This window comes from Coleofasciculus sp. G2-EDA-02 (assembly GCF_040226375.1).
Classification (GTDB): domain Bacteria; phylum Cyanobacteriota; class Cyanobacteriia; order Cyanobacteriales; family Coleofasciculaceae; genus Coleofasciculus.
Genome location: NZ_JAVKEW010000006.1, coordinates 1 through 13,514 on the forward strand (window position 1 = coordinate 1; position 13,514 = coordinate 13,514).

The window sequence follows — 13,514 nt, forward strand, 5'->3', positions numbered from 1 at the left end:
ATTGATAATTGACAATTGATTAATTTGGTCTAAGACCTCTTCGTTTACGAAGAAATTAAAAAAGATTTTCCTTAATTTCAATCCTCTTCTTTTAAGGAGAGGTCATTATCCATTGTTCATTATCCATTGTCAATTTGTGAAGTCTTATGTCTTATGTCTTACCCATCTCCCCTAGAAGGGCGGGTTTAGTCAAGTTATCAGTATGTCGTTAAATGTTATCTGTAAAACCCGCCCCTACACCCCATCTTTCTCATCTCCCTCATCTTCCCTATTTCCTAACAGGGAACCACCACATCATTACGTCCCAAGACTCGAAAATCTTCCTCATCCAAATCTACAGGTGTACCGCTGCGAATAAGTTCGACAAAATCCTCATTGGGAACCATAAAACATAATGCATATAAACGACCACAACCTGTATTTATAATTTCATGAATACCCGTTGGTGGGACTAATAAACTATCTCCTGCCCGAAATGGCACATTTTTGCCATCACAACGGGCAATTCCTTCCCCTTTGAGGATAAAAAACATTTCTACAGCAATTTGATGGCGATTGGGGGGAGTTTTTCCACCTTCCTCAAAAATCTCCACACAAACGGTCAATGATGCATCCGCGATCGCGGGATCGAAGATAATGGCTAAACGGTTACTATCTTGGGGACTAATGCGATAGGATTGGTAGTCCTTGGGGGATTTAATGACGGGAATCATACAACGGGATTCCATGGGTAGTTTCTCCTAAAATTGGTCATTGGTCATTCGTTTTTGATGCAAACCTTTGATAACTGATAACGCTCCCCATTTTCCTTGTCTCCTCTGCCCCTCCGCCTTTTTATTAAGCTTTTAAGGCTTTCAGAAGTAATTGTGAATCGCTGGTAAAGCCAAAACATTGATTAACATTGTAAATAGTGGCTTTAAAGCAGTAATCAGGAGACGTTGTTGCTGCACAATCTTTGAGCAAAACACAATCATACCCCAGAAAGTTGGCATCCTGTAATGTTGCCATGACACATTGGTCAATATTGACACCAGCAAAGAAAAGTGTGGTTTTGCCCATATTGCGTAAAATGCTGTCTAAGGGAGTGTCCCAGAAGCCACTCATACGATATTTATCAATGTAAATATCTTCGGGTTCGTGGTCTAATTCATCCACAATTGCTGCTGCCCAACTGTCTTTTATTAGCACTTTTGCCCCATTTTTGGGCAGAGGATCGCCGAGTCCAATTCCTGCACCTGTGGGGTTGTAAACATGGCGCAATCCAGCACTAATATTGAGTAAATCGGGACGGTTTCCCCAGTTCACCCAAATCACAGGGACATTAATATCTCGTAACTGGGGAAGCAAGGTTGTCAGGGGTTCAATTGGGGTTCGGGCGGGGGTTATGTCTACGCCAATATGGGCTAACCATCCATCGGGATGACAGAAGTCATTTTGCATGTCGATGACAAGGATGGCAGATTTGACTAAATCCAGGCGCAGGCTTTTGGTTTCTGTGGTGAGGGTAATGGGGGTAGGGGTTAGGGAGGGGCGAGTCAGATCCGCGATCGCATCATTCACTCCCCAAGCATTGGGGGCTACACCTAATGTCCGTAACGGTTGATTCATGGCAGTAATAATAGATATGTCAATAATTGTACTCAGGATTGCGCGGCTGACCAGAGATAAGCCAGAATGGAACGGTGCTATCGTTCAGGCATGACTGATGCGATCGCGCTTCGCCAGGGGACACACCCTTAAAGTGAATGGCACTGACTTTAGAGTTTGTAGTAAGCGCTGTCTTCGCTTCTGGCACGCTTCGTGCCTACTACGAACAAATTACTGATTTATCAAGTTTTATCCGTGAGTTTTACTATTGGAAACGTTTTAATCCCTATTGATCCGGACTATACAACTGTCGATGTGCAAATTGAGGCAGATCGGATTGCCACGATTGTGCCTCATTCCTCTGTTAATTCTGGGGAAAGCAATAATACAGTCGATGGCGAAAATAAATTGCTTTTACCCGGTTTCATTAATGCCCACACTCACTCCTCAGAGATGTGGCAACGGGGTATGATTCCGCCCTTACCTTTAGAACTGTGGCTTGCCCAACTTTATGAGTTTACGCCGTTAGAACCGGAACAGGTTTATTTAAGTGCGTTGGGGACAGCCGTGGAAACATTACTGTCTGGCGGGACAACGGTTGTTGATCATTTGGTATTAATTCCAGGGAAAGAAATAGAAACCGTTGCGGCGGCGGTTCGGGCTTATCAAGACATTGGGATTCGGGCATTTATTGGTCCGTTGATTCAAGATGAATCACTGTCGCAAGGGATTCCCGATGGGGAGGTAAAACGGGAACATGATCATTATCATCACTCAACCGAGGAAATCCTGGCATTTATGCAGGAGGTGGTACGGCGATTTCATCATCCTGAATCAGGAATCAATATTCTGGTTGCGCCAACGGGGATACAACTCTGTTCAGATGAACTGTTTGAGGGTTGCATTGAATTAAGCGATCGCGATAATTTATGTCGTCACGCCCATCTGTTGGAAACAAAAGCACAGCAGCAACTAGCACAAGAAAAATATGGCTGTAGTGCGGTGAGACATTTGCAAAAAATTGGCTATTTGAGTCGGCGCACGTCTTTGGCGCACTGTGTCTGGTTAGATGATGCGGATATTGGGATTTTAGCCCAAACGCGATCGACGGTGGTTCACAATCCCTTGAGTAATTTGCGCTTGGGGAGTGGGATTGCGCCAATTTTGAAATACCGTCAAGCGGGAGTTAATGTTACCTTTGGCTGTGATGGTGCAGCGAGTAATGATTCCCAGGATGTCTTAGAAGCAATTAAAATTGGTACATTATTGCACAATACCACGGATTTAGAGTATCGCCATTGGATTACCCCCCGTCAGGCGATTAAGATGGCATCATTAGGTGGGGCAAAGGGGCTGAATATAGCGGATGAGTTGGGTTCGTTGACAATTGGCAAAAAAGCTGATTTAGTATTATATGATTTAACCAATTTATCCCTACTACCGCGTACTGAGCCGATTGGCACACTGGTGTTAGGTCGTCCGACAAATGTGGTGGATACGGTTTTGGTGAATGGAGAACGAGTGGTTGCGGATGGAAAGGTTACCCGTATTGACGTAGATGAATTAAGGAAGGAATTATTTGAGCAAAGTCAGTGGATGAGTAGTCGCCTGTCTAAAACAGTTCAGCGGTTTGAGGCGCATTATCGTCAGGTGATGGGTTTAGAATGCTTGTAGTTGCGCTGTCTTCGCCATAAATGTTTGCTTTACCAATCTATTATTATATTTTTTAAACGCAGAGGAACGCAGAGGTTAACGCAGAGGAACGCAGAGGGGGTTTTATTGTTGGGGCGAAGAGTTTAGAGGGTGGGAGAAATAACTGGGAACGACGATATGATCACGGTTTACAGGGACATGATATAAAATCGGGTTAGAGTATATAAATTATACTATAAGCTTATAAAATATTGGGGGACTCTTCTGTTTCCTGTACCTTGTCTTTACAGACATTCACCGAAATTTAGAAAGCTTCCCCTGGAACGCCTCTGTTAAATTCTGCCTTCAGACTAAATGAATAACACAAAACTGGGATTAATCAGTGTATTTCTACTTTCTATCTCTAGCCCACCCATTCTAGCTCAGACAGAGGTATCCGAAACGGCGACTCCCTTAAAATTTACACCCCGCTTGGGAATTGGACATACGAGTTCCGGCGGTGGATTTGATGGATTTACCCGCCTAGAGGGATTTGTCCCCCTTTTGCAAAGTCCGGGTGAGAATCTGACGTTTCTGGAAGGGCGATTATTCCTGGATAATGATGATGCTAATTTTGGGGGTAATCTCACTCTGGGATATCGTACTTATAATGCTAATTTACATCGAATTTGGGGCGGTTATATGAGTTATGATAACCGCCATACGGGTCACAATACGTTTAACCAACTGGGGTTGGGTATAGAAAGTTTAGGCGATGTTTGGGATTTTCGGGTGAATGGGTATTTACCTATTGGAGATAGGCGCCAGGGAATCGGTGATGTTGGGGTTCGAGATAGTTTCTTTCGCCGTAATTTCTTGATTTTAGAACAGGGGCAAGATAAAGAAGCCGCTATGGGGGGTTTTGATGCAGAAGTTGGGGCAAAAGTTGCTCAAATTGGTACGGATGGTGATCTGCGCGGCTATGGGGGATTGTATTGGTATGATGCCCAAGGGAGTTCAGAAATATGGGGATGGCGGGTGAGATTGGAAGCGCGTCCCTCAGATAATTTTAATCTGGGTTTGTCTTTGCAAAATGATGATTTATTTGGCACAAATTTAGTTTTTACAGTGGGTGCAATATTCCCCGGACGTCGTCCTCAAGGGTTAAGGGATGAAGATGATCAATTTGTGGCACGATTGGCTGAATCGGTGCAGCGAACAAATGCGATTGTGATTGATCATCAAGATGATTTCCAAGATGTACCAGCGACGAATCCGGAAACAGATGAACCTTATGTATTTCAGCATGTTAGTTTAGGCGAAATGGGGGGAGATGGTACCTTTGAAAATCCGTTTGGTACGGTTGAGAACGGGTTAGCTCAAACGATGTCCGATGGCAATGATATTGTTTATGTACAACCCGGAACGAATCCAGGGATTCCGCCGTTTACTATTCCTGATCGAGTCCAGGTTTTATCTACGGGTCCCATTCAGCAACTGGATACTGTAGAAGCAGGGATGGTGCAATTACCCCTATCAGGTGCGGGGGTACTCCCCACGATTACTCCAGGCGCTGCTGCTTCGGTAATAGTGGGTAATCAAACTACCCTATCTGGGTTTTTTATTCCCAATGCGGGTACGTTTGGAATTGAGGGAATAGGGATTGATACAGTAACGATTCGGGAGAACGCGATCGCGAATTCAACTCAATATGGTATCGTACTATTTGAGACGACGGGAAATGTCACTGTAACCGATAATAGTATTGATAGGACAGGTGGTTTTGAAAATAGTGGATTTTTTATCCTTAACACGGCGGGTTCGGTTGACCTAAACCTGGTCAGGAATCAGATTGTCAATACGACAGGCGATGGCATGAGTATTGTTCTGTTTAATCCTGAGGACAGTACAGTAACTCTTTCTGAAAATATACTGGCGGGTAATCAATTTAGCGGCATTGGCTTTAGATTGGCAAATGCTGTCAACGTTAACTTTAACATTAATGATAATACAATTCAAAACAATGACAGCGCCGGACTTGTTGCTGAGATATTCAGCAATTCTAATTCAAGCGTAATAATTATCGACAATGAAATTTATGACAATCAATTTGATGGAATTTCTATGGCACTAATAGATAACTCTGAGGGAATAGTCACTATTACCAATAATGAAATTAGGGGCAATCAAATAAATGGAATTATTATGGGATTATTTGAAGATTCCCAGGAAACAGTTACGATTGTAGATAATACGCTGTCCGAAAATCAGTTTAATGGAATTAATGTATTTCTAAGGGATAATTCTCAGGGAACAGTTAATATTAAAAATAATACTCTTTTGAACAATCAGTTGGATGGGATTATCATCAGATTCCGGGATGATTCCCGTGGAATGGCAACAGTTGCTGAAAATACCGTGGCGAGAAATCAGAGGAGGGGAATTACTGTAGAATCTACTACTACCGCTGAAGGAGAAGTCCTTATCCAAAATAACCTGATTTCTGATAATGAAACTATCGGGATTGCTGGCTTGATGTTAGGAGAATCCCAGTTAGGAGTCACAATTGACAACAATGAAATATTGAATAATGGTTATCATGGTGTCGGTGTTAGCATTCAAGAATTTGCTACATCGAGACTAACAATCACTGATAATCAAGTTAACAGTAATGGCTTTCAGGGCATTGACCTAACTTTTCCCCAACCCGATGGCATTTTTATAGATACACTCAACAACTCAACGCTTCAGCTACTACTGGAAAGAAATACAGTAATGGATAATGCTCGTTTTGGTGTGTTTATAGCAGCGGAGGATCAGTCTGAAATTTTTGCGGGTGTCCGATTTAATATATTTACAGTAAATCCTGGTACTTTTGGCAATCCCAATGGTTTTTTAGTACAAACCGGCTCCCTGAGTGATCCTGATCCTGAATCGACTATCTGTTTAGATTTGAGTAATAATACCAGCGAGAATGGCTTTGTACTCAATTATACCGATCCTGACAGTATATTCAAAGCCGATACAATAGCAAATAATGGCATCATTTTGATACCACAACTACCTGTTGAGCCCCTAGGTGATTGTCCAGTTCCTTAGTAGTGTGGCAAGGCTAAAATTGGGGAATAGAGTTTACGGGTTTTCTGGGCGCACGTCGGTCATGCGTGTCAACTTAAGACTTTTATGACTAGCGCTCAAAGTTTAGATCCCCCTAAATCCCCCATGGAACAAAAGCGAAGCATCCTTTGGCTTCCCCCTTTTGAAGGGGGACGGGAGGGGGATCTTAAGGGGGACTTTGATTAATTTCTGGTTCCCCCCGTGCAAAAAAAGCTCCCGCATCCTCTGGTCTCCCCCTTTTGAAGGGGGACGGAAGGGGGATCTATAAGGGGGACGGAAGGGGGATCTTTTATTAAGTAAGGGTTTCAGCCTTAAGTTGACACCAATGCACGTCGGTGCGCCCCTACAATTCCAATCCACTGAATTAGGTTTGCCGCGCCAGTAGGATGCTTAAGAAGTTTAATAATTATAGAGACGTAGCCATCTACGTCTCTACCACTTTGATTTAAGTTAGGCTGTCTCAAAATCTAGCCAATCGGCAAGAATATTAGCGAGCATCAGTCCCTTGATTGGGATCGCCTGCTACATGTTTGTTTCCACCTTCGGCTTCCGCAATGGTTGCCGGATCTTTCTTAGACTCTTGCTCATCAGCTTTGGGATCTGTAGACTCCATACCCGTTGTTCTAGCTCCGGCGGCGGTTGTCGTTTGTTTGCCGTGGGATGTTATGTCTTTTTCTGGCATAATTGCATTCTTAATTTCGACGTTATTACCAATAATAAAAAACTAAGAGAGAATGTTCCTCTTCCTAAAATAGGATTTTGATTTATTTATCTCTCTATCTAAAGCATTAGTGCGCTGACGCATGGGGCTTGCCGAGTGGTGTGGCACTCCTAAATGGGTGTATGAGATTGAGTTCGTAAGTAATCAGTCAGGGGCGGGTTGAGTCACATCCCTTGTGCAACAGAAAAGATAGTCGTGAAAAGAGCCCCTCCACCTTCCCCAGATTCAACTCGCCAACAACTGAGAGGGTGTGACTCGCCACAACTGTTCTAATTGTGACGCTGGCATGGTCAAGTATAAAACATCACCTGCCGCTAAGGCTGTGTCCAATAAATCTCGACCGTGAAGCTTTTGATTTTTGGTTTCAATATAGAGGGGAACAAACTCAATATCTAGGGTTAAATCTTTCACCCGGCGTCCACAGAAGGGATGCTTCAGAGTAATCGTTGTTGCCAACGCTACCCAAAGGGTATCTCCGGTCATGCCATTCCCTAAAATACGCCCACCTAAAGCGGCTGCGGCAAAGGCAGGTGTGGCTAATTCTGTGGGACTGAGTACCACCTCAAAATTAAAAACTTGCTGCACTCCTCGGGCAAATTGGGGGTCATGATTTCGCACAACGATGGGTAAATTTGGCGTTAAAGCTTTGGCACTTAAACTAATCTCGACATTAGTCATGTCGCTACTGGTTACAGCTAATAAAGCTTCCGCTGTATGGATATTGGCAGCTTTTAAATGGGTCGCCAAACTGGCATCACCGATAATCACGGGGACTCCCAAGGAACGGGCAACACCGAGAAATCGATTGTGGGTATCGGGTTCAATGACAACCACGTCATAGCCATGACTATGTAGTTGATTAATAATCTGGATACCAATACCCCCCAAGCCACAAACAATATAATGATGGCGACTGGGAACACGGGCTGCATCTAAAAATTGATTAAAACGAGTGCCTAAAATAAAATCGTTGAGTAGGGCGTAACAAATCCCAATCACACCTGCCCCAACTAACATCATCACGGCAGTAAAAATCTTGATGCTGTCAGGTGCTAATTCTACTACTTCTTCTTTACCGCCAGCCCCAGTAATCATACCCACGGAAAAATAGAGGGCGTCAACGATTGAGGTATTCAACTGAGCGCTAACATAAGTGAGTGTGGCGATAAAAATGGTTAGGAGTAGGGCGAAAGTGCCAGCGAGAATGGGTTGACCATGGTGCCGAAACTGTCGCAGGTTGGTGAGAACTTTAAACAGTCGGCGTAGCCAAGAACCCCGACGGCTGCGGACATTGGGTTGAGTGCCAACGATTATGCGATCGCCTGGTTGTAAGGTTCGCCCTTGCACAACGGCTGACACCAAATTTATCTGCCCTTTCACAGGTCGATAGTAAATAAACATCCGCGATCGATCTTCCCACAACTCATTCAACCGACGCCCGTTCCAGGGATGAGACTCATGGATATATTCTTCATGAATGGGCCAGGTTTGATTAAATAATTGCAGTTGTCCAATCGCTTGATTCCCCATCGCGGCAAAAGCAAACACAGGGGCGGCTAATGCGGCGACACTGAGGCTGACATGGTTGGGTAGAATCTGATCTAACCGATCGCCTAAGCTGCTGTTAAATAGCCGACTAATTATCCGAATCCGGGGATTGAGGACTCGGGCTTGGGTGAGAATGGCTAGATTCAAGGCATCATCGCTAGACGTGATCACTAGGGTTTGCGCCTCCTGAATCCCAGCGGCGAGTAGGGTGGCGGCTGAGCGAAAATCGCCGATAATCAGATCCTGACAGTTACAAGGGACTAAGCGATCGCTAATTCCGACAACAGATGCTCCCTGTTGCTTTAATAGTGAGAAAATTTGATAGCCAGTGCGACCCAAGCCACAAACGATGATTCGGGGTTTCATAAAGCAAGCCTTATCCACAGACAGATTTTTGTCTGGTCGTGTTTTGAACAACTATTCTCCTATAGATTCACGGCAACCATTGTAACCGAAGACACCAAGACTAGCGAGAACAGGAAAAAAAGTAGTCTTCCTTTATCATTTATACTTCAAATAGGACGGTTTTTTTTGAGCAGTTATCAGCAGCAACTACTGTTTATTGACGAAAGTAAATCTTTACTATTAGACTAATAATTAATTAAATAGAAAGCAGTTTATGACTAAGCCTCAGATTCCTCTAAGCCTACAAAAACTCAACCCCAAGACGTTCAATCCCGACAAACGAGCTTGGACTAAATCAATCGATGGTGTTAATGATATTAAAACCCGTAAACTAACACTGGTAACTTATAATATTTGGTTTTCCGACTATTATCGCCAACAACGCCATGAGGCTATACTGAAGCTGATCCAAGACTGTGACGCTGATGCGATCGCGTTGCAAGAGGTCACCCCAACCTCTCTCAAACTAATTTTAGAGCAAGACTGGGTCAGAAATAATTACTATCTTTCCGACACCACAGGGAAAACCGTAAATCCCTATGGCGTTCTCTTGCTGTCTAAGCTTCCCATCCATCGGTTATTTTTCTGTAACCTTATCAGCCAAATGAGCCGCAAATTTCTCTGTGCTCAATTGCAGATTAATGGACAACGTTTTAATATTGCTACGGTTCATTTAGAAAGCAAAAAGAAGTTTGCCTCCATCCGCGCTAGGCAGCTTGCTGATATCTTTCCCCTATTAGAACACGCCGATCATGCTGTACTCATGGGAGACTTTAATTTTTGTTCATCCTGGAAAAGCGAGAACCGTAATATCGACCCTCGCTATCAAGATATGTGGGCAGTTCTCAGAGGTGATGAACCGGGCTATACTGAAGATACTGATATTAATTTAATGAGGTTGGAGCAAAAACAAAAACACAAAAAAGTACGCTTTGACCGCATCTTACTCCATTCTGATTCCCCAGGTTGGCAGCCAAAATCTATTGAACGCTTGGGATTGACACCCCTTTCCCCTGATTGCCCCTCTGTTTTCCCCTCTGACCATTTTGGTTTAGTTGGTCACTTAGAGTACAAAGACTAAAGGGGCGGGAAAGAAAAAGTTATTTATTGAAGAGTATCAGAGCTATTTTGATCTTCTATTTCTTACCACGGCAGCGATCAAACATGTTTTGATACCTTTCTTTAAGCTCTGGATTGTCCACTACTAGCTCTACATGCACATTAACACAACCGTGATTCTCTTGCAGCGCGATCGCGGCTAAAAGATCACTGGCTGCTTTAGGCGAGACGAATTCACCTTTGACGGTAGCGGCTGTCTGGTGACGCATCTCTATAGTATCGGGAACACCTGTAACTTGCCCCTTCCCCAAATCAATTTCTGCCAATTGTTTCGTTTCTTCGCCAACTTGTTCAACAATTAATTTTTCCCGTCGCACAGGGACTTCTACTAGACGGGTTTCAATTTCTTTGCGAACGACTACTTCGCCGACTTTGTGCTTAGTACGGTTGACGACTAACTGTTCTTCTAGTAAGCGAATCATGTCTTCTTCGACTATCTCTGATGTCTGATCTGATGTCTGATCTGACTGTTCGAGATCACTATTCAATATTTTTTCCGAATCCATAGCCTTTTCAGTATTCATAGCTCTTGTGGTTGTTACCGACGAATCAGGTAAGTCCTCTGAAGGATTTACTTTTCGATGATGTACAGGCAAGTATTCCAGTTCTGCTGGTGATAGATCAACAATCACTCTTCTATTTTCTGAGTCAATTGTCTGAATTTGCTGACGACTGAGGAGAAAACAGGGGGATTCAGCGTTTGTCTCTCCAGCAGACATCACCATGTAAAGCCGGTGATTTTTTTCAACCCAAAAATCTTCAACCCGCCCTAATACTTTACCTTTTGGATTCACGACAGTAAATGAAGTAAACCTTTCTCTAAATTGGTCTAATAAATTTTTAATCTTTTTACTTGTATAACTACTTGTAGGTTCTTTTTTGCTCATAGTTGACTACTCCGACTCAATTATGGATGGTAACCTAGCCAAACTTGTTAAACGTAGGGTGAGCAATGCCCACCCCCGTATCCACCAACTTACTTAGTTCAATCGGCGAAATTCAAGATTTTCCAGAAGTCTAGCGACGACCTTTGACAACAGGATTGCCATCTACATCGACTTCTAATTCTTCGCGACGAACTGTTTCTTTGGCATCTACAGTGTCACGCTCAACTTCTTTCTTGATACCAACTTCTTCGCGCACAAAGGCTTTCTTCTGGATATCTGCTTTTTCTTCATGAACTTCCACACGAGCAACTTCACCGTCGTGGAAATCAGCAGTACCTGGTTGAACTTCGCGGGCTTCTGAGGGAGTGCTTCGCTCAATTACAACCCGTTCTTTTTCTACAGGAACTGATACCTGAGCCGTTTGTGATTCTACATGCTTACCAACGGTAACTTCACCGCTCTTGTAACGGTTTTTGTTAGCAATTAGTTTCTCTTCATACAGCTTTAGATTCTGATGATCCTGGTCAGTAGTGGCGTAGAGGTCAGGCTCATGATCATAGCTGTAGGTGTCGCGGTTATAGGTTCTCCCTGGAGCCGCTGTTGATGCTGTTGATGCTGTTGAGCGATTGTTAGCCATGGGTCGGTAGACATTCCTGACTCGTTCTTCGTAGTCGTAGTCAATGGTCATGTTGTCATGGTATTCCGGTAAGCTTTCGGCTTGCGCTTTTGTCATACCGATTACATAAACCCGACGACGATCATAATCCATCCGAGCATAACCTACAGGTAACAAGACCTTTTTACCAAAGATCCAGAATCCTGTATCAATGACTAGATACCGGAAACGACCTGTTTCATCAAGAAGAGCATCTTGAACTTCACCAATTTTCTCTTCTCGATCAGAGTAGACATCATATCCTTTAATGTCATCGCCACCGAAAATCTGTTCTTTATAGTTGGGGTAAAACTTGTCTATCTTTATCAGATTCATAGAATAGTCTCCTTGTTTCTTCATCTTGGTGATTGAGAGTTCAACTCTCACTCCCTACCTTTCAGATTAAACAGAAAAGAGTTCTATTTAATCCCTCAAAAGACATAAACAAAACGAGGTTAGGGATTATTTTTACGACGATACCGTGATTTCCTTTGATTTAGAATATTTGCGCTGATTGACAGACTTTATTCTAGCCAAAGTTCTTAAATTTAACAGTATTCCTTTAGTATAGAAGGTTTAACCTAATAAATAGTTAAATAATTACAAAATAACATTATTAGTTATTTTTTTAATCCCTCTATAGGAATAGATAAAGTTAGTTATAGTAAGTAAAGATGACTCAGATTTAGTGTTATTAACCTGTTTTATGCGATATCACGTTATTTACGACGGCAACTGCAATCTTTGTGTCACGTTAGTGCAGCTTCTGGAAAATCTCGATCAAGGACAGCAGTTTGACTACATTCCCATGCAGGATGAAGCCGCCTGTCAAACCTTTGGCATTACTCCCCAAGACTGTGAACTGGGCATGATTCTCATCGATGGGGCGTCCCCAGAACGTCGGTGGCAAGGGAGTGAGGCGGCTGAGGAAATTGGGCGTCTGTTGCCCATGGGAGAGGTGTTCGTCTCAGCGTATCGGGCAATGCCTGGAATGAAATGGCTGGGCGATCGCACATATCAACAGGTGCGTGATAATCGGTATAGTTGGTTTGGCAAGCGATCGAGTACCTACAACTCAGCTTATCCTGTGGGATGTCAGGGAAGCCAAAATTGTCAGACTTGATTGATTTACGCGATCGCACTGATCTATACGTCATCAGTCGTCATCATGGAAAACACAGCAGAATACAGTTGCGCCTACTGTGGCGAAGCCAATGTCACGTTTATTGACATTAGTGCTGGCTCTCAACAATCCTATGTTGAGGATTGCCAGGTTTGTTGTCAACCGAATATTTTGTATGTCCGGATTGATGAAGAAACTCTCGACGTAGAAATTGATACGGACGTGGAAAATTAACGGATCTGTCTGTCATTATTCACGATCTTCGAGGGAATTTGGTTTTATGTAGGGGCGGGTTTCACGACTATCTTTTTAGTTGCATCCAGATGCAAATAAACCCGCCCGGACTTTCCTAGATTTCGAGACGTTCCGTGAAAAGTCAGAGAGTTTCTTTTATTTGCTCTAATTTTTCTTTCTGTTTTTGTTTCAGTTTGCTGCATGATATAAACTGATCGCGCTGTCGGGCAGTCTTATGGGAGCAAGAGGAAGGGGAAAGCGATCGCGTGTGACAGTTGCTCCATTCTCATCCCTGAGATAGAGAGCTCGGCGTAGCTTTAGCTTTTTTTATTATTTTGTCGCCGATAAACGCCCGTAACGGCTCCTATCCCGCCCTTGAAGGCGTCAAACGGCACTCTTCATCCTTTATATTTGTTGATTTTCCCTGGATGTACGAAAACTGCTAACGCTAGCATAAGGAGTCAACTGCTCCTGAAACGCCCAAAT

At 43.4% G+C, this 13,514-nt stretch carries 11 protein-coding genes; 5 read left to right on the top strand and 6 right to left on the bottom strand.

Annotated features, from left to right (window positions below; translation table 11 throughout):
- Positions 1 to 275 precede the first annotated feature (275 nt).
- Both RLO19_RS00365 and RLO19_RS00370 read right to left on the bottom strand, forming a co-directional pair.
- Positions 276 to 728, bottom strand: a complete 453-nt coding sequence (locus RLO19_RS00365; RefSeq protein WP_446352817.1) for a cupin domain-containing protein — start codon at positions 726 to 728, stop codon at positions 276 to 278.
- Positions 729 to 837: 109 nt separating this feature from the next.
- Positions 838 to 1,608, bottom strand: coding sequence for a cysteine hydrolase family protein (locus tag RLO19_RS00370; protein ID WP_446352819.1), 771 nt, complete (start codon positions 1,606 to 1,608; stop codon positions 838 to 840).
- A 234-nt stretch (positions 1,609 to 1,842) separates the two neighbouring features.
- Between RLO19_RS00370 and RLO19_RS00375 the strand changes: the two genes are divergently transcribed.
- Both RLO19_RS00375 and RLO19_RS00380 read left to right on the top strand, forming a co-directional pair.
- Positions 1,843 to 3,261 (top strand): amidohydrolase, encoded by a 1,419-nt coding sequence (locus tag RLO19_RS00375; protein WP_446352821.1) that lies wholly within the window; start codon positions 1,843 to 1,845, stop codon positions 3,259 to 3,261.
- 333 nt (positions 3,262 to 3,594) lie between these two features.
- Entirely contained in the window at positions 3,595 to 6,318 is a 2,724-nt protein-coding gene (locus RLO19_RS00380; protein WP_446352823.1) for a right-handed parallel beta-helix repeat-containing protein, read from the top strand.
- Between the two features lie 505 nt (positions 6,319 to 6,823).
- Here RLO19_RS00380 and RLO19_RS00385 read toward each other — a convergent pair.
- Both RLO19_RS00385 and RLO19_RS00390 read right to left on the bottom strand, forming a co-directional pair.
- Positions 6,824 to 7,018 carry a hypothetical protein gene (locus RLO19_RS00385; RefSeq protein ID WP_446352825.1) on the bottom strand — a complete coding sequence of 65 codons (195 nt, stop codon included), beginning with the start codon at positions 7,016 to 7,018 and terminating at the stop codon, positions 6,824 to 6,826.
- A gap of 264 nt (positions 7,019 to 7,282) precedes the next feature.
- On the bottom strand, positions 7,283 to 8,971 hold the full coding sequence (locus RLO19_RS00390) for a potassium channel family protein (RefSeq protein WP_446352827.1): 1,689 nt from the start codon (positions 8,969 to 8,971) through the stop codon (positions 7,283 to 7,285).
- Between the two features lie 253 nt (positions 8,972 to 9,224).
- Between RLO19_RS00390 and RLO19_RS00395 the strand changes: the two genes are divergently transcribed.
- Positions 9,225 to 10,091 carry an endonuclease/exonuclease/phosphatase family protein gene (locus RLO19_RS00395; RefSeq protein WP_446352829.1) on the top strand — a complete coding sequence of 289 codons (867 nt, stop codon included), beginning with the start codon at positions 9,225 to 9,227 and terminating at the stop codon, positions 10,089 to 10,091.
- Positions 10,092 to 10,146: 55 nt separating this feature from the next.
- On the opposite strand, the gene RLO19_RS00400 is transcribed toward RLO19_RS00395, so the two are convergent.
- Positions 10,147 to 11,016, bottom strand: coding sequence for a DUF2382 domain-containing protein (locus RLO19_RS00400; RefSeq protein ID WP_446352831.1), 870 nt, complete (start codon positions 11,014 to 11,016; stop codon positions 10,147 to 10,149).
- A 130-nt stretch (positions 11,017 to 11,146) separates the two neighbouring features.
- Positions 11,147 to 12,007 (bottom strand): DUF2382 domain-containing protein, encoded by an 861-nt coding sequence (locus tag RLO19_RS00405; RefSeq protein WP_446352833.1) that lies wholly within the window; start codon positions 12,005 to 12,007, stop codon positions 11,147 to 11,149.
- Between the two features lie 370 nt (positions 12,008 to 12,377).
- On the opposite strand from RLO19_RS00405, the gene RLO19_RS00410 reads away from it, so the two are divergent.
- Both RLO19_RS00410 and RLO19_RS00415 read left to right on the top strand, forming a co-directional pair.
- A complete protein-coding gene (locus RLO19_RS00410; RefSeq protein WP_446352834.1) occupies positions 12,378 to 12,794 on the top strand; it encodes a thiol-disulfide oxidoreductase DCC family protein in 417 nt (138 codons plus the stop codon).
- 45 nt (positions 12,795 to 12,839) lie between these two features.
- Positions 12,840 to 13,028, top strand: a complete 189-nt coding sequence (locus tag RLO19_RS00415) for a CPXCG motif-containing cysteine-rich protein (protein WP_446352836.1) — start codon at positions 12,840 to 12,842, stop codon at positions 13,026 to 13,028.
- Positions 13,029 to 13,514 lie beyond the last annotated feature (486 nt).